Origin of the sequence: Pseudomonas sp. R1-7, from assembly GCF_051132105.1 — a bacterium.
Taxonomy (GTDB): Bacteria; Pseudomonadota; Gammaproteobacteria; order Pseudomonadales; family Pseudomonadaceae; genus Aquipseudomonas.
The window spans coordinates 4,338,232-4,359,300 of record NZ_CP071661.1; the positions used below are offsets into that span (position 1 = coordinate 4,338,232).

Genomic DNA, 21,069 nt, shown 5'->3' on the forward strand with positions numbered 1-21,069 from the left:
CCGTAGACCAAGGCCAGCCTTTTTTCATTTTTTTCATTTTTTTCATTTTTTTCATTTTTTTCATTTTTTTTTCAGGTGTATCAGCTAGTTAGCTGTTAAGTAAGTGCCATTCAAATCTGTCCCCTTTTTTCCGCAACTTTGATTTCCTGTACGAAAATTCAGGGATCCCTCAGGGTCTGTCCCCGGTTCTCCCGCAGACCTATTTCAAGACTCAACACTCATCAAAACCTTTAAGAGCGTTTATTAAACTGAAAGAATCCTTTAGCAACTCAGCGTCATTAGTCACTTCAATAACCTTATGCGTTGCCTCGACAATCTGGCGGACCGCACTTGAGTTCTCTTTAAAAAAACTCACATTCAAACCCGCAATAGCCGAAATAAGTTCACCATCATAGCGTTCGCCGGCCAAAACATCACTACTTAGCATCTCTACTGCCACAGGCAATACATCGCAAACGAATAAATTCTGTCTTAACGAACGGCAGATGTCTCCTACCCCTAACTTAGTCAGCGGAATATCACGCACTGAGAGATACCACTCTGTTAGCGCAGATGGATCTTCTTCTGGCAACCAATCAAGATTTTTTTTTCTTTCTAGCTCACGGAAATTCATATACCTACACCATTTAAAGCCGACTCAATACGACGTACAGAATCTAAAGCCCTTTGACGTGCGGCTTGTGCAGCGGGATCACTCACGCCTTTCAAAGTATCAGCATGATTCCGTAGCCCGCGCAGTAAATCGTTCATCTCTTTCAAGTGATCCCAATAACCACCACCTGGCTTCGGAACAGGATTTCCAGCCATGTCCTTCAAAGCTCCGACAATGTCGCTTTCCTTGAAATTACCGAGAATATTTTCAATCTTATTGATAGCTCTTTGCTGCCCCTGACTCAACTTAATTACGATGTGCCCGGTTCCGTCTGAAACGCTTCCCTTGCCTACAACCGACAGTACCCTTTCACCACCTTTCATGCCAAGAGATTTAAGCTCTCCCAGCACCGCATCGATCAGAAACCGAGTCGCAACGACGTACCCATCACCGTCGTACTGATATTCATCATTACCCTTGTCATGTTCACCTTTGGCTTCCTGGTGCCTCTTGGCCAGCTCTTCCTCAGATTCTCCGATCAGTTTCGACGCCACCTTGATCGCAGCCAGATCTTTCAGCTCATCGACTTCAGGGCCATATGCAGCGTTGAGCAACCCATTAGCGGTCATGCTTAAAAGGAATTTCATGGGCCCCATCAGTGCCTGAATTCCGATAATGGTGGCTTCAACTGTCTCCGTGGGCATGCCTTGGGCGAGATCAATCACATTCAACACTTGATTCAGAGCAAGCTGTCCGTGGGTAATGAGCTCCGCCGGAACCTGAATAGGCGGTAGCTCAATAGAGCCCGGCCTATCAGGCCCACCCGATGTCGTCATGCCCGGGCAGGTATTGTTTGCGGTGCAACTCTCTACCAGTTTTTCGTAATCAGCAGCCTGCTTTGCAAACTCAGCCAGTCCATCCAGCACGGCGGCAGGCAATATTTTGATCTGCTCTGGATCAAGCCCCTGTCGAACGAAGTTTTTAGTAACGGCAAGCGCCCGCTCGCTGCCCAACTTATCGATAAGTGCTTGAGGAACATCGCCAGTCCCGACTAACTGGGCACTTATTGCTCGATCCAGATTTGTAAGGAAATCGACCCCGGCCTCGGCCTCTTTGACCATGTTCGCCTTGAAATTGACAACATTGTCGCCCCACTTCGTCACCGTCTCAACCGGATGGCTGACCGCATCGATTGAAGAACTACTCACGTACAGATCAGTCCGATGCTCCTTATCCCTGGTGATCTCGTACGCCTTGCTCACATCCCGATTGAGCCCCGCAGTGGAATCCGTACCCGCGACATCATCGTCACGCACAACAATCTCACCCGCCCCCACCGTGGCGCGAAGAATCTGCTCCCGATCCTTGTTGTAGTTGTACCCCTCAAGCGCCCAACTGTTCTTTTCCTTCCCTTCCATCCCCTTGTTAGGCTTGTCGGATTGCGAGCCACCGTTGTTGTAGCTACCGCTGACATTAAGGTAGTAACCGTGCTCATTGTCTTTACCGGTGATATCCCGGAAACCCAAGGTATCGGTATCGAGCTTCAAGTTGCCGTTGTCCGCAGACAGTACCGCACCGTCCAGCTGGGTATGCTTTTCCGTGCGGATATCGACTTTGTTCTGGCCACTGATGACGGTCTGGTTGTTGACCCAGTTGGTTTTGCCATTGGTCTGACCGTAGCCGACCGAGCCACTGACAGTTATGCCATAACTCACGGCGACCGTGAGGCTGGCGTCGAACTCCTTGCCCTCGGCTTTGCCTGTATTCGGTACGGAGGTAACGGTGAGGTTGCGACCGACATCGCCGATTACTTCGTTAGCGCGCAAGGTGGCGCCAGCAACGGTGGTGTCCCGATTGCTGTCGAAGTTCAGCTTATTGCCCGCATAGAGATAGGCTTCCTGCTGCTGGACTCCCTCTCGCTCAAGTTTTCCAAGGCCCACGTTTACGCTGCCGTAGACGCCGAAACCGTCTTGTCCTGCGATGAGCCCACCTTCGGCGCCCCAACTACGTCGGTTGCTTTCACTGCTGGAGGCGTTTTGCGCCGACAGGATTTTCAGGTCGTTGCCGGCCTTGAGCTTGATATCCCGCTCAGCCGTCGCCTCAGTGCCTATCAGGGTCAGGTCGTTTTTTGCATCCAGGTTGATATCACGTCCGGCATTGAGCTGCGTCGGCGTGGAGGTACCTTGTGTCGACTGGTCCTTGCCACCGGCATTGCTCACGCCCACACCCAGCTTGAATCCGCCAGTGGTTCCGCCTTTCACCCCACCTTTACTTTGAGTTTGATGGCTATCGCTGCTTTGGGCACCATGAGCTACATCGAGCGTAATGTTGCGTCCGCTGGCGTTAATGTCACGTCCAGCCTCGAACTGACTGCCAAGTACATTCACATCGTTACCGGCCTCAAGGCTGATGTCGTTACCGGCCGAAAGGCTTGAAGATCGGTTGGTCAGTGATGTTGCTGTCTGGCTCTGACTTGTACTTGAGCCGCCAATGTGCCCATCAAATTTAGGGCCGCTGAAGAACTGGTCCAATGCATCGACTGTTTTCAATACGCTTGACGTCTTGCTCACACCGTCTTCGCCTTTGCCGGTATTGCCCAATGTATCCAGCGTATTACCGAGGTTATAAGCAACGGTAGTGGTTGTGCCGTTACGCTTCACACTTTCTGTGTTCGTAACCTGATAAAGCTCGTTGGCGGCGAGAATGTTGATGTCACGTACCGCTTTTAACTTGATGTCGTTATCGGCGTGAACATCAGAACCCAGCTGATTGATATCTCGGTCAGCATTGATTTTTACATCATGTCCGGCTTCAACAACGCTGCCCGCAGCAGTATTACCGTTGGCATCGCGTCCTTTCTTGATCGTTTCATTGCCTACGAAAGTCGTGAATCCGTTGTTATCGACGTCTTGCTTGATGCCGTAGCTTTTATCAGTTTTCCACGTATTGCTTCTTTGCTGATTGGTCCCGGCGAGGATGTTCACATCCCGCCCGGCATCCAGCGTCACATTTCGGTCGGCGCTCACGCCACTGCCGACGATGTTGAGATCTCGAGCAGCGTCCAGCACGGCATCGTTGCCCGCCGTGACCTGGCTACCGACGCTCGTATTGCTAACGACCTCACGACCGCCCTTATGCGATGCGCTCAGGGTGATGTCAGCGCCCGCCCCAGGTGTACCGGCAAATAACCCCACCGTGTCCTTGAGGGAAAGACCGATTTTTTTCTTGTACTCCTCGGCCCGGCTATAAGCTTGATCATCCGCAGCGGTGAGATTGATATCGCCCGTCTTGTCGATCAGTCCAGCGTGCAGCTCGGCGTTGTTCTTCGCAGCGATTTCACTCGCCTGCATACGCACGTCATGGCCAGCAACGACCACCACATCATTACCAGCGCTTAATTCGCTGCCAATTTGGGTCACGTTAGTCTGTAGTTGGCTTTTGCCGCTTTTCGACAGACCGAACAAACCCGATTTGGTCTTCTTGCTGTAGGCCCCGCTTTCCTCCGTACCGGAGAGCACCGCCACATCATCGGTGGCACCTACGACCATATCGTTCCCGGCCTTCAGCTCGCTACCAATAACCGTGACGTTTTTCCCGCCGTCCAGACTGACATTGCCGTCATCGTCCACGGATGTGTTGACTGTCAGATCCCGGCCCGCCTCGATGACGGAAGCGACATTAGTGCTGCTGTAACTTTGTTTCTCCGTCGTCTTGCTCCGACCGAACGAACCTTTTTTCTTCCGGTAGTAGTAAGAAGAACTTTCGTCTTGCGCGGAGGCAATGATGACGTCTTGTTCAGCGTCGAGACTGATGTCTTCCTCGGCCTTGATTCGGCTGGCGATAACGCCCAAGTCATTGCCCGCGTAGAGCGCAATATCGCGGCCAGCATCGAGCGAGGAAGCTTGCTGTGTGACGCTGTGTTTTTCCTCCTTGCGTCTTTTGCTGCGGGAAACAAAATCGCTCGTATCGGCGGCCGACGTGATCAGGAGATCGGAGCCCGCCCCCATCTCAATATCGCGCTTGGCATCCAGCCGACTGGCAATGGCTGTTACATCACGTTCCGCACTGATTGAGAGATCTCGTCCAGCGGTCACTTCCGCGCCAAGCTGCTTGATGGTCTGGTTGAGGAAGTTGCTGCCTCGCGAAACCGTAGTGCGATCCTGGATGGATGCAATGTTCACGTCACGCTCGGCCGCAAGTTCCAGATCGCGCCCGCTTTGAATAACCGCCCCGATGTTATAGATGTCACGACCGGCGTCGATTTTCAGGTCATTCGATGCCTCGATTCTGGAGGCGTTATCAAGATAATCACGATGAGTCGAGTTTTTGCCAAACCGGGTATCGATGCCCGTCACATCACGTTGATTGATCACATCGCCATGTGTTGTCGTCAGGCTCACGTCACGACCAGCAATGATGCCGCCCGATTTGTTGACGAGATTATTACCGGCCAGCAGGTCAAGTCGGCCACCCGCTTCGATCAGCCCCGCGTTGGTAAGATCGCTGCCCGCCTCAGCGGAAAGATTGTTCGTGGCGCGTAGCGTACCTGCGTTAGCAAGCCCTTGCCCTGCGATCAGAGAGACATCACCGCCTTGAATCAACGCACCATTAGGTGCCAGACGGTTATTGGCCTGGGCCATATACAGCACCGGCACCAGCACCTTCTCGCCATTCACTTCATGCTCTTCAAGCCAGACGATGTCGTGGGTCAAGGCGGCTACTTGTTGGGCGGTGAGGGTAACGCCTACCGACAGGTTGAGGGCGTCTTTGCTGGCGATGGCGTTGTTCATCAAATACTTGAACATGCCTTCGTCGGAGGTCTGGCCGTCGATGAAGCGTTGGCCCGTGCGGGCAACGACGGCCTGCTGTATCAGACGTTGTTCGAACAGGCCGTCGCCCAACCGCTTGGCGCTGGTGTCCGCGTCGTAGCCGAGTTTTGTTAGCAGATAATCCGAGCTGGTGAATGACTTGAGGTCGGTAAGGACCGGGTTGGTCTCGATCAGGTACTTGTGTGGCTTGGAGGAGACGGTCGCGCTCGGCAGGCCCGTCACTCGGGCCAATGACTGGCCCGCGGTAGATGCAGGTGGCGGGGCTGATGTTTGACCACCGTTCAATGGTTGCACTTGGCGATCAGTGGTCGAAAGCTGGCTTTGATCGGCAATCTCGATAGGGCGTACATCGGTTATTGGCACGCCAACGGATCGATCCAATGCGCTTACAGCGCTGCTACCGATTGTCCAGTTCTGTGGTGCGATCGGAGCTTGGGATGCCGATGCGTTGCTGGTGCCTTGACCGCTCAAACGGAACAGGCCGTTTTGCCCGCTGGGTAGGGTGAAACCGGGGAGCGTCAGCGGGTTTATCTGTTGTTGGGCCAGGTCCGGCGGGAGTTGGCTGTTCAGGGTTACGACTGTGGTCTTGCCTGAACCTGACGCGGCGGTTGTGGTGTTACGGGATGAAGTAGATATGCCTGTGGAGAAGGGGCGCTCCACGCCGTTGGTGATTTTGTTTGTTGCGGTAATGGAGACGTTGCCGCCGGCTTGGATGATGGCGGGCACCAAGCTGTCGGACGAGGTAGACGAGACGACGACTCGACTGAATGGAGTAGAATTTTTTATGAAATCAGGCAACTCGGCCCGAACACCCGTTGAATACTTGGACTCCCCCAATACAACTGCCGGCGTACGACTCCAAGTCATTCCAAGCCAAAGAACAACCGGCCCAATCAATTGATAGCTCTCTCTATCCGGAGGCTTAAAACCTATTTGTTGAATACGAGAATATTCTACCGTTTCAACACCCACCGAGTTCCAAAAACGCACTCCCCCCTCAGTGTAGCCAGCGTCATTATATATATTGTAGTTTATGACCTGCCTCATCTGCTCCAACGTCAGATTATTGGCACTATAGTAGTAGTGACTAGCATAATCGCCCAACGCCGCACCTGAATTTTCAAAGTCATCTACCGACACTGCGATATCATGACCAGCGGTAACGGATGACATTGAGTTCAATAAAGAACCCCCTTTAAGGCTCAGGTCTCTTCCTGCAATCAACGAGGCTGCTTTAGCTGTCGAGTCCCCAGACACCACAACTCGGTATTGTTGCTGATAAACCAAATGCGAGGAGGGCTGCCTATCCATCGAGTAAGGAAGCGAATCACAACTATAACAACGAAATCCCAACGCCGAAGAATACAACTCCGCCTCAGTCCTAAACTCCCCCCGCTTGTTAACAATAGAATCCGCATTAATAGAAAAATCCAGCCCACTCTCCATCGTGCCCGAATCATTCTCCATCAACGCCGACCGACCACCCTGTTCATTGCGCGCTACATCAATGTTACCTAACGCATAAACGTCCGACTTACGGTTGGTCAGACTCCCCACCCGTAACTTCATATCTCCACCGCTGAACAGAAAACCGCCCTGGTCGTTCAGCAATGTCGAAGCCGTCAGTTTCAATCCGCTCGCGCCGGCAACCGTTCCATAGTTATTGACGATGCCCGCATTGATATTCAACGAACCCGCCGATGTCAGGCGCCCGTAATTGTTCAGGCTGCCCAAGCCACCGAGCCCACCAATCGTCGTGTTCGCGCCGCCGGTAATGCTTGCCATGCTGCTCAGGTCGATAGCTGCGGCGTCCACCACCATGTCGCCCAGGCTAGTGATGCGGCCATTGCCGCTGTACCGCCCGGTCAGCTGCAATGCCAAGCTCCCATCGCTGGCAACCAATCCATTGTTAACCCAATTCCCGCCCTTACCCTCCAACCGCGTCGAAGCCAGCAACTGCCCCGTCTCCGTCTGGGTCAGGTTGTTGACATTAACCATCAGCCGCCCCGCCTGGATCACGCTGCTGTTGGTCCAGGTATCGGCGTTGAGCGTCAGGCCGCCGCGGGTGACAAGGCTGCCGCCTGCGTTGGTGAGGTTGGCGGTGGAGACATCAAAGGTGCCGCTGCCGGTGTGCAGTACGCTGCCGCCGAGGTTCTGGAAGCCAGCGACGTTGAGGGTCAGCTCGTTGTTGGCGGTCTCCAAGACGCCATTGCGGTTATCGAACAGGCCGCCGATTTGGAAGTCGGTTTTGCCACTGGTACCCAATGCACGCAGCTTGCCGCCCTGGTTATTAACGCTCGCGGCCCGCACCGCCAGGGTGCTGTCGCTTTCCAGGATGCCGCCAGTGTTGGTCAGGATGCCGCTTAGCCCCAGTTCAATGCGGTTGCCGGCGATCTGGCCGGCGCTGTTGTCCAGGCTGGCGCCGTTGGCGTTGATCAACCCGGTGGCATAGAGCCCACCGCTGCGGTTGTTCAGGCCAGCCGTGTTGATGATGACATCCCCAGCCTGAGCCGCGATCCGCCCGCCGTTGTTGTTCAGCCCGGCCAAGGCGCGGAGGTTGAGGCGCTGGGCCTGGATCACGCCGCCCTTGTTGTTCACATCGAAGCCGTTACGCAACACGCCCACGGTGCGCGCTTCAAGGGCGCCCTTGATTGCGGCGAGGGTGCCGCCGCGGTTGTCGATGTTGGCCGCCGTGATGCTGACGTCGCCGGTCTGGGCGATGAGTTTTCCGCCCTGGTTATCGAGATCACCGCTTAACTGGAGATCGAGACCGGTCTGCCCCTGCATCTCGCCCTTGCCATTGGCGAGGCTCGCGGCATCGAGTTCGATATCCGCCGTCTGGCTGTAGATCAGGCCGTTGCTATGGTTCTGCACGGCGCCGGTGGCGGTGATCGCCAAGGCATTTTTTGCCGCGATGGTCCCGGTGTTGCTGTTGTCCAGCGACCCGGTGGTCAGGGTCATTTGATCCTGGCTGGCGATCTGGCCGCCCTGGTTGTTGATCGCCGTCGCGCCTTTTATGGTCAGCGGGCCGGCGCTGGCGAGCTTGGCGGCGCTGTTGTCGAGTGTGCCATTGAGGTTCAGGTTGACTTCGGCGTTACCCACCAGCGTGCCCTGGCGGTTGTTTACATCGTTGGCATCGAGGGTCAGCGTTTGCTGCGCGTTGACCGCGCCACTGACGTTCGCCACGGAGGTGGCCTTGATGGTCAGGCCGGCGCCGCTGTCGATCAGGCCGCCCTGGCCGTTATCGAGCGCGCCGCTGAGGTTGAGGTTCTGCGCGCCGCCGCTGCTGAGGATGCCTTTGGTGTTATCCACCGAAACGGCTGTCACGCCGAGGCTGCCCTGACTGACCAGCGCACCGCCGTTGCCGTTGAGCAGGTTGCCGAGCAGGTTGAGGGTCACGTTGCCGTTGCGGCTGGACAGCGTGCCGTTGTTTCGGTTGTCCAGGCTCGTGCCTTTGACGAGCAGTCCTTGCCACCCGGAAATCAAACCGTTCTGGTTGACCAGCGCTTGACCGTCGAGGCCCAGGTTCTGGCTGCTGATCAGCTTGCCGCCGCTGTTGTCCAGCGTGCGGCCTTTGAGGTCGAAACTCTGGCTGCTGGAGATTTCGCCGGCCTGGTTGTTCAAGTCGCGCAAGGCGTTGAACGTCAGCGGACCTTTGGCGGTGATCAAACCGTTGCGATTGTTCAGGTCGCCTTTGCCGAGGTTCAGGGTGACGGCTTTTTCGCCGAGCAGGCGGCCGCCGTCTTGCGTCAGCGATGTCAGGGTCAGGTTGATGTCGCCCTTGGCCGACACTTCGCCGCCATCGCTGGAGTCCAGGGAGTCGGCGTCGAGGGTGAGGTCGCCTTGGGCGTTGATCAGGCCGTTGGCGCTGTTGTTCAGGGCCATGGCGTTGAGGACCAACGCGCCGCCGGCCAATACGCTGCCGCCCTGGTTGTTCAGGTTTCCGCTGTTGAGGGTGAGCAGTTGCGCGGCGCTGATCAGGCCTTGGGCCTGGTTATCGAGTTGTTGATCGACGGTCAGAACGAGGTTGCCGCGACTGGTGACGGTGCCGCCGTTGTTGTTCAAGCTTTGTGCGTGGGTATCGACGGTGGCCGCACCGATCATGCCTTTGACGTTGTTCAATGCCTGGGCGATGCGCAAGGTCAGGCCTTGGCTGCTCAGCAGTTTGCCGTTGTCGTTGGTGAGGTTTTGCGCCGCCAGGGTAAAGGCTTCAGCGCTGGAGATTTCGCCGCCCTTGTTGTTCACGCCGTTGAGGTTTTTCAGCAGCAGCGTACCGGGGGCGTTGATCAGACCGCTCTGGTTGTTGAGCTGGCCGTTGTTCATGTCCAGGCTCAACGAGGCATTGCTGAACAGCGTGCCGCCCTGCTGATCCAGTCCGGTAACCGACGCCGTCAGCGCACCTTGGCTGCCGATGCTTCCGCCATCCTGGTTGGTGACCTGGCCCGCGACGAGGTTCAGCGTGCTGGCGCTGTTGAGGCGGCCATTCTGGCTGTTATCGAAAGCACCGGTGGTGACGCCCACCGCGCCCTTGGCGCTGATGTGGCCCTGCTGGCGGTTGTCCAGCGCGGTGCTGGTGAGCAGCAACGCGCCGTCGGTGACCAGTTCGCCGCCCTGGTTGTCGAGCCGTCCCAGGCTATGCACGGTCAGGTCCTTGGCGCTGGACAGGCTGCCGCCGGTGTTGGTCAGGTTGGCGGCGGTGACGTCCAGCGATCCTTCGCTGCTGAGCTGGCCTTGGCTGTTGAGCAGGTCGCGGCTCAGGTTGATGCGCTGGTTCTGCTGGCTGATCAGGTAGCCGCCACTGTTGTCGAGGTATCCGCCATCCAGCTCGAGTCCAGCCTTGGCACTGAGCAGGCCTTTGGTGCGGTTGAGCAGTTTATCGACCGTCAGCTTCAGCGCCTGGCCGGCGAACACCTGGCCGCCATCGCTGTTGTCGAGGTTCTGGCTGGCCAGCGTGACGTCTGCGTTGCTCGACAGCTCACCGCCACGGTTGTCGAGGTCGTCGACATCGAGATCCAGCGCTTTTGTCGCGCCGATCAAACCGGCCTGGCGGTTGTCGAGGCTGGCAGCCTTCAGCGTCAGGGCATCGGTGCTGATCAGGGTGCCTTGGCGGTTATCCACGGTGTTGACGGTGGCGTTGAGCCCGGTCTTGCCGAGGATCTCCCCGACACGGTTGTCCAGGCCATCGGCAGCCAATAGCAGCGCGCCGTCGGCGATCACTGAGCCGCGTTGGTTGTCGAGCAGCGTGTCGACCGTCAGATCGAGTCGGCCGCGGCTGCTGATCAGGCCATCGCTGTTGTCCAGGCTGTTGCTGCGACTGTCCAGCGATGCGGCCGAGATGGCGCCGCGGGCGTTGTTCAGCACTTGGACAATGCTGAGCATCAGACCTTGATTGCTCAGCAACTTACCGCCGCTGTTATCCAGGTTCTGTGCGGCCAGGGTGAACGCTTGTTTGCTGGAGATTTCGCCGTTCTGGTTGTTCACGTCCTTGAGGTTGTTCAGTAGCAATGCACCCGAGGCATTGATCAGACCGCCCTGGTTGTTCAACTGACCCTGGTTCATGTCCAGGCTGAGGCTGGTGTTGCTGAACAGTTCGCCGTCCTGTTGCTCTAGGCCGGTGACATTGGCTTCCAGCGCCTTGGCACTGGCGATGCGGCCAGCGGCGTTATTCACCTGGCCGGCCTTCAGTTGCAGCGTGTCGCTGCTGATCACGCTGCCCTGAGCGTTGAGCAATTGCCCGGCCAGGTTCAGGTTCAGCCCTTGGGCCGAAAGCGAGCCCTGGCGGTTATCCAGCGACCCGGCGATCAACTGAGCGTTTTTGCTCGCCGTAAGCCGCCCGCCCTGGTTGTTTATCTGGCCGCTGGCGGTGATGTTGAGCATCTGCCCTGCCGCCACCAGACCCGCGACGTTATCCAGCGAGGCAACTCGCAACGTGGCGTTGCTCAGGCTGCTGAGTTCGCCGGCGCTGTTGATCAACTGCCCGACATCGGCCATCAGGTGGCCATTGCTGCTGACCACGCCCTGGGTATTGAGCAGCTTGTCAGCGGTAACGTCCAGCGCGCCGTTGCTCAGCACGCGGCCCTTGTTCTGGTTGTCCAGCGTCGCGGCTTTTACCGTGGCGGTTTGCCCGGCGCTGAGGGTGCCGGCCTGGTTGTTCAGCGTCTGTGCAATGTTGGTTGTGAGGTTACGGCTGGCGACGATGCTCTTGCCGTTGTTGTTCAGGTTCTGCGCCGTAAGGCTCACATCTCCCGAAGCATTGCGCGTGTTATCCGCGTTAACTCCAGCTTCGATAATGCCGTTGTTGGTTAGCTGCCCACCGGCATTCAACGTGATGCTATCCCGCGCCGCGAGGTTTTGTTGGTTAGTCAGGTTGCCCTGGGTCTGGGCGTTCAGGGTCGTCCCGGCATAAACCGGTCCCTGCACATCAAGACTCGCAGCCTTGACATTGACCGCCCCGCTGGCCGAGGTATCAACCATACTCAAACGCCCATTGGCATCGAGCTGAATATCACCGCCACTGGCAATCAACTTGCCGTCCAGCTTCACCCCAACCCCAGCCTCGGTGCCCACCAGCTTGATCGCCCCGGCATACATCCCACCCAACGCCGAAGAGTCGATCGCCAGTTCCGGCTTTGCACTGCCATCATCGGCTCGAGCGGTGGCGCTCAAAGTTTCTGCATTGACGTCATTGCGCCCCGCGACAATCGTCAGGTTCTTGGCCTGAATCTCGGCGTTGATCTTGGCGCTGCGGGTGATGATTTCGAAGTGGTCGACGTTGTTCGCGTTAAGGCCCGCGCCTTCGATGGCGACGCTGCCCTGGTCGACCTGGTAGCGATCCAACCGACCGTTTTCCACCACCGGTTTGCCGGTGCTCAAGGTCACTTTCGGGCTGTTGATGAATCCGCAACCGTTGCAGGAGATGCCATACGGGTTGGCAACAATGACGTGGGCCGACTGCCCCGCCACTTCGGTGTAGCCGCGCAGTTGGCTGGGGTTACCGCCGTTGACTTCGTTGAGGATGGTTTGCGCAGCGGCACCCTGGAGGTTCGGGTTGCCGAGGATGATCCCGCCCAGTTGCGTGGACTGCGTACGGGACGTGGCGTTGTTGAGAATCACGCCGTTGCCGTCGACGTTGTAGTCCTTGAACTGGTTGTGCGACAGGCCGTTGGCGTTGGGCTTGGCGATGTTGACGATGGGCACGCCGTTGCCCGCGCGGTCCAGGCCGGTGCCCGGCGCGCTGACCACGATGCCCTCGGCCTGGGCCCACATCGGTTGCCAGAACATGACGTTGGCCAGCAAAAACGCCAAGCCGCGCTTGGGCATGCCGAGGAACCGCTCGCGGTTTTTCAGGGCAGCAGAAGGTTGGCGGGCCAGGAAGGCGTATTGGCGGTCGTCCATGATCGGGGCTCGTGCAGCGAATTAGATGGATAGGTCGAGGCGGAAGTAGATCGGTGCTTCGCGCTCGGTCAGGGCGTCCGGGCGTTCCAGGGAATGGGCGAAGGTGACGCTGGCGCTCAGGTGTTGGCCGCGGGCAAACAACTCCAGCGAGTTGCTCGTCATGCGCCCGTGCTGATCGCCGTTATAGCGATCACCGCGGATCACGCCCTGGTCGTAACCGAGGCTGGTGCCGTACTCGGCGAACACCGGGCGCAGCCATTCCAGGGTCACCGGGCGGCTCCAGCGCAGGTCGTTGCGCCAGTAACCGCCGCTGTCCCCAGCCAAGGATTGATCCTTGTAGCCACGAATCGATGATTCCCCGCCCAGGCTCATGCGCTGAGGGCTGAACAACACGTCTTCGCTGCGCTGGCCGGTCATCAGGCTGCTGAAACTGAAGGACTCGCCCCACACCTTGAACGGTTGCAGGTAGCTGGCGGTGGCGGTGTATTTGCGGTAGCGGGCGTCGGCCTGGCCTGGGCCCGGATCGTTATCGCCCTGGGCATCGAAAGCCCCGATGCCTTGCTGCACGCCCAAGTCCAGGTTGACGAAAGCGTTGCCGACCCGGCGACCGTGGTTGATGCCGAACTGGCCTTCGCTGATGCGATTGCTGCTGACATCGAGTTTGCTGTCCTCGATGTAGCTGTTGGTACGCAGGTAGGCCAGGCCGGTGTTGAGTGAGGTCTTGCTCACGGCGTCGCGGTGGATCACCCGCTCGACGCGCAGCTGATGGTTCTGGCTGTCGCCGGTCTGCTTGAAGTTGAAGCCGTTGGCCGGGATCTGCGAGCGGTATTCGCTCTGGCTGTAGGTGTAGCTGACGTTCCACCAGCCCCAGGGCAGGTTGTAATAGAGCATGGCGTTGTTGGAGGTGTGCTGGTGGTCGGTCATGGCATCGTGACCGCCGCGCAACATCAACTGATCGGCCAGCCCCAGCGGGCTGTCCCATTCGAAACTGGTGCCCCACTGTTGTTCGCCGGTGCTGCGCTGGCCGTCGTTGCTGCGGGACAAGCCGGCACGCCACGGCTTTTGCGGATCGTTGGTGACCAATACTTGGCTGCCGCCGACGTTCTGGCCGGGGGTCAGCTCCATCTTGGCCTGGTTCGACGGCAAGCGATTGAGCTGGTCCACCAGTTGCTCGATTTCCCGCAGGTTGACCAACTCGCCGGTCTTGCCGGGAAACGCCAGCGCCAATTCCCGGTCCGACAACCCGCTGTTCTCGGCGCCCTTCAGACCTTCCAGTCGCCCCTCGACCACCAGCACCTGCAAATGGCCGCTGGAAAGATCCTGTTGCGGCAAATACGCCCGGCTGGTGACCAGGCCTTTTTCGATGTAGTGATCGGTGATGACTTTAAGCAGTTCGTTGAGCTGCGGCACGCCCAGGCATTGGCCGATGTAGGGCTTGAGCAAACGTTCCCGATCGCTGGCGGACAAACTGTCGGCGCCTTTGAGTTCGATGGTCTTGATGGGGAAGCAACGGGTGTCGGCAGGCGCTGTCGGTTGGGTAGGCTTCGCCTCCTTGCCCGGAAGGTCCTTGAGCTCTTCGAGGCGCCGACGCTGCTCTTCGAGCAAGCGATTCTGGCGTTCGCGGATCAGGTCAGTGTCACCGGGAGTCGGGGCGGCGTGAGCAAGGGAAAGCGGAGAAAGGCACAGCAAAGCCACGCACAACCTCGCCCAAGGGGCGGGTGAGAACATGTTCGATCCCTCGACAGAAGTGACATCAAAATAGTGGCGCGATATTAATGAGCCATCATTTTGACGTCAACCAACCGTGCCGGTTTTGGCGTGATTGACGTAGCCGTTCATCTGGAATCAAACCGGAGCTGCAAAAGCGAAATCCGCCACGTCCAAGGGCGACGCCATGACGTTCAAATGAACTTCCCCACGCACCCCGGCCTCAACCGAGTAACAGCCCAACCAGAAGTACGAGGCCCAGCCATGAAGACCTTCATCAAACTCACCCTCGCCGCCACCCTCGCCTGCGCCCTGCCCGCCTGGGCCACCTGCACGCCTGAAGAGGCGACCATCAAGCGCGAGCAACTGGCGGACAAGGTCGCCAAGCTCACCGAGCAGGACCCCTCCAAGGCAAAGGAAATGAATGACGAACTGCAAGCCATGGATCTGGGGACTTCCAGCAAGGATCTGCCGGACAAGTGCCAGTTGATCGACAAGCGCTTGAAGGAGCTGGAAGAGGCGCAGAAGAAGGCGGAGTGATTGCCGAGCTCAGGACACACCGCTTTTGTGGCGAGGGAGCTTGCTCCCTCGCCACGGGATTGTGGAACCCCCAATAAAAAACCGGACTCAAGGTCCGGTTTTTTCATGCACCGCTAACGCGATTTCACTCAGCCGCCGGCGCCTCTGGCTTGCGGCGCTTGAGCGGGGCCATGCCGTCCTTGCTGACCAGCGACGGGGCGTCGGTCTTCGGGCGGTTGGCGGTCTTGCGCTTGGTCGGGGCCTTGGCGCCGGTTTTCTTCTTGTCGCCCTTGGCGTCGACCTTTTTCTTCTTCACGCCAACGGCCTTGCCCGACGCCTTGACCTTTTTCGGTCCGCTGTAGGTGCCTTTGACTTCCTTGATGGTGCGGCGCTCGAAGCTCTGCTTCAGGTAGCGCTCGATGCTCGACATCAGGTTCCAGTCGCCGTGGCAGATCAGCGAAATCGCCAGCCCATCGTTGCCGGCACGGCCAGTACGACCGATGCGGTGCACGTATTCATCGCCGCTGCGGGGCATGTCGAAGTTGATGACCATGTCCAGGCCATCCACGTCCAGGCCACGGGCGGCAACGTCGGTGGCGACAAGGATCTTCACGCCGCCCTGCTTCAGGCGGTCGATGGCCAGCTTGCGGTCCTTCTGGTCTTTCTCGCCGTGCAACACGAACGCCTTGTATTCCTGGGCAACGAGGCGGCCGTAGATGCGGTCGGCCATGGCCCGGGTATTGGTGAAGACGATGGCCTTTTCGTAGGTCTCGTTGGCCAGCAACCAGTTCACGATCTGCTCTTTGTGCTGGTTGTGGTCAGCCGTGATGATCTGCTGGCGCGTGGTGGAATTCAGTTGGCTGACCGCGTTGAGCTGCAGGTGCTCAGGGTTGTTCAGCACCTTGGCGATCATCTCGCGCAAGCCCGAACCGCCGGTAGTGGCGGAGAACAGCATGGTCTGCTGACGGTTCACGCATTCGTCCACCAAGCGCTGCACGTCTTCGGCAAAGCCCATGTCGAGCATGCGGTCCGCTTCGTCGAGCACCAGCACTTCGACTTCCTTGAGGTCGAGGTTGCCGGCGTTCAGTTGTTCGATCATCCGTCCCGGTGTGCCGATCAGGATGTCCGGCACCTTACGCAGCATGGCGGCCTGGACCTTGAAGTCTTCGCCGCCGGTGATCAGCCCGGACTTGATGAAGGTGAACTGCGAGAAGCGCTCTACTTCCTTCAAGGTCTGCTGGGCCAGCTCGCGGGTCGGCAGCAGGATCAGCGTCTTGATGCTGACACGAACCTTGGCCGGGCCGATCAGGCGATTGAGGATCGGCAGCACGAACGCGGCGGTCTTGCCACTGCCGGTTTGCGCCGTCACCCGCAGGTCACGCCCTTGGAGCGCGAGCGGAATAGCCGCTGCCTGCACCGGCGTTGGCTCGACAAATTTAAGCTCGGCCACGGCTTTGAGCAGGCGTTCGTGCAGGGCGAATTGGGAAAACACGGGTGCTACCTCGAAGAAATGCAAAAAAACAGCTGCATAGGGTAACGGTTTCGAGCGAGAAGGCCGAGTTTCTTTGTGCAAACGGCAGCAAATCAGCGTGTTTTCATGATTGGATTCACGATCAACGGTCACTTCGCGGCGCTTAAATGCTCTAATTCGCCCATCGCGCCCATAGAAGAACCGTCTCGCCCATGGATATCAAACAACTCTGGCTCAAGCTCCAGGACTTCTGGGGCGCCCTGGATCAACATCCGCTGCTGCATTCCAGCCTTGCCCTTGTGCTGCTGGTGGCGATCGCCCTGGTGCTCGGGCGCGTGGCGCGCTACCTGATCCTGCACGGCGCCAAGCTGATCGGCCGCCAGCCGGCCCTGCATTGGGTCAACGACCTGCGCCAGAACAAAGTCTTCCATCGCCTGGCGCAGACCACGCCGTCGCTGATCATTCAGTTCGGCCTGCACCTCGTGCCGGGCTTGAGCAAGACCAGCATGGTTTTCCTCGGCAATGTCGCGCTGTCCTTCACCATCCTGTTCATGTTGCTCGCCATCAGCGCGCTGCTCAGCGCTCTGCTGGACGTCTACGCTCGCACCGAACATGCGCGCACCCGCTCGATCAAAGGCTATGTGCAACTGACGAAAATGGTGCTCTACGTCTTTGGCGCGATCATCATTGTCGCCACGCTGATCGACCGCTCGCCCCTGTTGCTGCTGTCGGGCCTGGGTGCGATGTCGGCGGTGATCCTGCTGGTCTACAAGGACACGCTGCTGTCGTTCGTCGCCAGCGTGCAGTTGACCAGCAACGACATGCTACGGGTCGGCGACTGGATCGAGATGCCGCAAGTGGGGGCCGACGGTGATGTGGTGGACATCACGTTGCACACAGTGAAGGTGCAGAACTTCGACAAGACCATCGTCTCGATCCCGACCTGGCGGTTGATGTCCGAGTCGTTCAAGAACTGGCGCGGCATGCAGCAATCCGGCGGACGGCGGATCAAGCGCAGCCTGTTCATCGATGCCAGCGGCGTGCGCTTCCTGCATGACGACGAAGAGCAGCGCCTGTCCCAGGTTCGCCTGCTGACCGACTACATCGGCCGCAAACAGGCGGAGCTCAAGGCCTGGAACGAAGCCCAGGGCAACGTCGCGGCAATGTCGGCCAACCGCCGGCGCATGACCAACCTGGGCACTTTCCGCGCCTACGCCCTGGCCTATCTGAAAAGCCATCCCGAGATCCAGCCGAACATGACCTGCATGGTCCGCCAGCTACAGACCACCGCCCAGGGCATTCCGCTGGAAATCTACTGCTTCACCGGCACCACGGTGTGGGCCGACTACGAGCGCATCCAGGGGGATATTTTCGATTACCTGCTGGCGGTGATGCCGGAGTTCGGCTTGGGCTTGTACCAGCAGCCGAGCGGCACGGATTTGCGGGCGGGGTTGTTGGCCATCAAACCGGACGTCAAGGCAGTCGAACGCTTGGAAAACTGAACGCTACGACTGGCAGATCGATCATGAATCGAATCAGCCGAAATACCGCTATGCCTTTAGTGGATTTCACTACGAGCGCGGACATATCTCGTCTATTTCCAAGTGTTTCAAACCTTTAGCATCTTGCCTTCATTCATTGAGCGAAGGCGCTACAACATGTTATGGACGACAAAACTCACCCGTGAGTCTGCCTACGATGGATCGAATGCAGAAGCCGAGGCACTCGCCCTCTATGCTCAGGCCGATGCGTTCGCCCAGCCCAGCAGTTTTTATACCAGCAGCCCGTATCGGCGCCCCTCGCGACCTCAAGATATCAATGACTCGCTGCTTACCGAAAATCTGAAGAGCAACCAACTTTCCAGCAGCCACCATTTGTTGGCGCAACGGTTGTTGTTGAACATCTACGAGCAAGACCTGGTTTTCCTCCCCAAGCCGCCCATGGCGTTCAACCTGAAGGAGTTCAAGGACTTTTATGAGCCGCAACACGTGGCGCTCGGTAAAAAGATCCGTCCCGTACTGGAGAACTATGTTTACGGCTGGCTCAAGGAAGAAGTCCATATCAACGGCCCGTGGGAACTCGAATCGTTCCTGGCGCATACCGATAAAGTGTTGGAAGACGTCGCTCGGTCCGAATCACGACTCTTTGAAGTCCTTACAACCAGCCGGGATCCACAACGGGCTGCCAAGTTTTTCATGACTCAGTGCGCAGGAGACTTTCTCAGCGAAGCGTCAGCCATGGCCCGCAACGTGCTGGGCAACTGCGGTGTGTTCACCAGTGAATTGTTCAAGATCCTGATTGACGAGTACGGCTATGGCGTGGACAAGAAAAAACACAGCACTATTTTCGAGGACATGCTCAAGGAGATGGGCATGTCTCACCACGTCCATCATTACTGGCAGTTCTACACCGCCAGTTCGCTGTCGCTGACTAATTACTTCCACTACGTCTCCGCCAACCATGGCGAATTGTTCCGCTACATCGGCGCCATGTACTACACCGAAGCCACGCTGGCCTTGACGACCAAGCACCAGTCTCGTGCCCTCCGGACAATCTTTGATAACACGGTGTCCACCGAGTACTTCGACGAACACTCGCACATCGACGTTCATCATGGGCGAATGGCCTTGAAGCGCCTGATCATCCCGATGATCGAACAGTTCGGCGACAAAATCATTCCCGACCTGATCCGCGGCTTCGAGGAATTCAAATTGCTCCAGGACATCGCCGACGAAGAGCTCTACGCACACATCAAATGGCATGACGCGCTCGACGAACATCGCGCCCGTGCAGCAGAACTTCATGGCAAGCGCAATGTAGACATGCGCATCACCGAGTCGGAAAACGAACTGTCGGTACTGCACACCCATTCCAACGATGAGTTGTTCTGGGTCGAGTCAGGCGAGCTGGACTTTGTCATGAGCCCGGAATTGTCGATCCGGTTGAAGGCTGGCGAAGGCGTTGTCATCCCAAAGGGGATGATTCATGGCACCTGCGTCACCAGCAAGACTTGCACTTACACCGTTACGGCAATCTGAGTAGCCCACCATGAAAGTCATCAGCCTGAACCTGGCCCACGCTCATTATGTGGCCGTGGACGAGAAGACCTACTTCCTCAAGCGGCATCCTCATTCAACTCAACTATTGCCCACCGAATGTCCCCATCGAGGCGGCCCGCTGCACATGGGCGACGTCACCCAGGATGGGCAAAGCGTCATCTGCCCTTGGCACGACAATGCTTACAAGTTGTGCAACCTGGAAAAGAAATCCCTGCCAACGGTACGTGTGCGTAACGTCATCAGCACCGTGGTCGGCGAAAACAACCGGTGCGTACCTCTGCTCAAACTTTCTCGCCATGTTGAGTTAAGCCAATGACCCATAAATCCACCTTAGGCGCGTTCTATTCGATCGTGACGCTCTTCACCGGCCTGGACATGGCGATCGTCATCGCCATGGTCTGGTTTGGCCTGGAAACCACCGGCTCGACTTTCCTGGTGGGCGCGACGCTGTGCGTGGCAACCGTGGTGCCCTATCTCTGCGAACAGTTCATCGGCAGGTTCTTTACCGTCGAACTGAGCATGCGACGACTGCTTTATATCCGGCTCACCGCGTTCGGAGCCGTTCTTGGGCTGTCATTGACGGATGCGGCGCTGCTGCCGATCGGCTTCTTGAGCATCGCGTTCGTAGTGGGGGTCACCGATTACTTCACCATCAGTACCCTGGAGTCGAAAAACACCAAGCTGGTGTTGGCAGGCGTGACCAACAGCGACACATCCGCGCGACTAATGCAAACCTCCATCCAGATCGGTGCCTTCGGCGGAGCGCTCCTCGGTGGCGTGATCGTGGACGTCTTCTCGGTCAACCAGACACTGCAGATCATCAGCCTGGCCGCTATCGTGTCACTGGGAGCGATGCTGCTTGTAGCCGCGACGCCGACTTCCGACGACCCGGTCCAAGCACCTCAAACCAGTTCAACGCCCACCCGAGCCCTGCCGGCCAATCTTTACATCCTGATCATTGTCCTCAGCATGATTGGCTTCCACATTGGCGCGTTCAACAGCCTGGTTCCGATTGTTTTCCAGAAGCTCAATGAGTGGAACGCGACCCTCTTCGGCGTTGCCAGTGGCCTGGCCGGCCTGGGTGCTTTCAGCGCTGCCGTATTGCCACGGATCAAGCTCAACAGCTATAGCGCCATATTGCTGGTGGTCCTGGCCGACGTCGCGATCGTTTACCTGCAGAACCTCTACGTGATGATGGCCGCAGCGTTCCTGCTGGGCTTCTGCATCAACAGTTTGAGAATCCAGCTGCGCAAGACGCTGATCGAGTCAGCGCCCAATGCCCGGACTGCCGACGTCATCGCCGCCAAAAGCTCGCTTTATTACCTGCTGGTCAGCGGCTCGGCGCCCATGATCCTGACCTTTTTCACCACATCCGGTTTTTTGGGCATGGAAGGCGCACGCCTGCTGATGATCGTGTCCGCCGCATTGCTGGGATGTGCCGTGCTGGTCTGGAACCTCAGCCCCGCCACCGCGCCCGCAGTCACCGCTGAATAGGAA

General features: G+C 57.9%; 9 protein-coding genes. 5 read left to right on the forward strand and 4 right to left on the reverse strand.

What is annotated here, in order from left to right; all coding sequences use genetic code 11:
• Positions 1–211: 211 nt before the first annotated feature.
• From J3P79_RS19310 to J3P79_RS19320, 3 genes are read right to left on the reverse strand one after another with little or no spacing between them, the layout of a single operon-like run.
• Positions 212–613, reverse strand: a complete 402-nt coding sequence (locus tag J3P79_RS19310; RefSeq protein ID WP_434605122.1) for a contact-dependent growth inhibition system immunity protein — start codon at positions 611–613, stop codon at positions 212–214.
• Entirely contained in the window at positions 610–12,816 is a 12,207-nt protein-coding gene (locus J3P79_RS19315; RefSeq protein WP_434605125.1) for a hemagglutinin repeat-containing protein, read from the reverse strand. The genes J3P79_RS19310 and J3P79_RS19315 overlap by 4 nt, the downstream gene beginning before the upstream one ends.
• Positions 12,817–12,837: 21 nt before the next feature.
• Positions 12,838–14,544, reverse strand: coding sequence for a ShlB/FhaC/HecB family hemolysin secretion/activation protein (locus J3P79_RS19320; RefSeq protein ID WP_434605128.1), 1,707 nt, complete (start codon positions 14,542–14,544; stop codon positions 12,838–12,840).
• A gap of 243 nt (positions 14,545–14,787) precedes the next feature.
• On the opposite strand from J3P79_RS19320, the gene J3P79_RS19325 reads away from it, so the two are divergent.
• Entirely contained in the window at positions 14,788–15,063 is a 276-nt protein-coding gene (locus J3P79_RS19325) for a hypothetical protein (protein WP_434605131.1), read from the forward strand.
• A 124-nt stretch (positions 15,064–15,187) separates the two neighbouring features.
• On the opposite strand, the gene J3P79_RS19330 is transcribed toward J3P79_RS19325, so the two are convergent.
• Complete coding sequence (locus J3P79_RS19330; protein ID WP_434605133.1) at positions 15,188–16,534, reverse strand: DEAD/DEAH box helicase; 1,347 nt, start codon at positions 16,532–16,534, stop codon at positions 15,188–15,190.
• A gap of 191 nt (positions 16,535–16,725) precedes the next feature.
• Here J3P79_RS19330 and J3P79_RS19335 point away from each other — a divergent pair, with 191 nt between their 5' ends.
• The 4 genes from J3P79_RS19335 to J3P79_RS19350 all read left to right on the forward strand — a co-directional run bounded on the left by J3P79_RS19335 (position 16,726) and on the right by J3P79_RS19350 (position 21,066).
• Positions 16,726–18,015 carry a mechanosensitive ion channel family protein gene (locus tag J3P79_RS19335; protein ID WP_434605135.1) on the forward strand — a complete coding sequence of 430 codons (1,290 nt, stop codon included), beginning with the start codon at positions 16,726–16,728 and terminating at the stop codon, positions 18,013–18,015.
• A gap of 156 nt (positions 18,016–18,171) precedes the next feature.
• Complete coding sequence (locus tag J3P79_RS19340) at positions 18,172–19,551, forward strand: iron-containing redox enzyme family protein (RefSeq protein WP_434605138.1); 1,380 nt, start codon at positions 18,172–18,174, stop codon at positions 19,549–19,551.
• A 10-nt stretch (positions 19,552–19,561) separates the two neighbouring features.
• Positions 19,562–19,888: a Rieske 2Fe-2S domain-containing protein gene (locus tag J3P79_RS19345; protein WP_434605140.1), complete on the forward strand. Its 327-nt coding sequence runs from the start codon at positions 19,562–19,564 to the stop codon at positions 19,886–19,888.
• Complete coding sequence (locus tag J3P79_RS19350) at positions 19,885–21,066, forward strand: MFS transporter (protein ID WP_434605142.1); 1,182 nt, start codon at positions 19,885–19,887, stop codon at positions 21,064–21,066. The genes J3P79_RS19345 and J3P79_RS19350 overlap by 4 nt, the downstream gene beginning before the upstream one ends.
• Positions 21,067–21,069 lie beyond the last annotated feature (3 nt).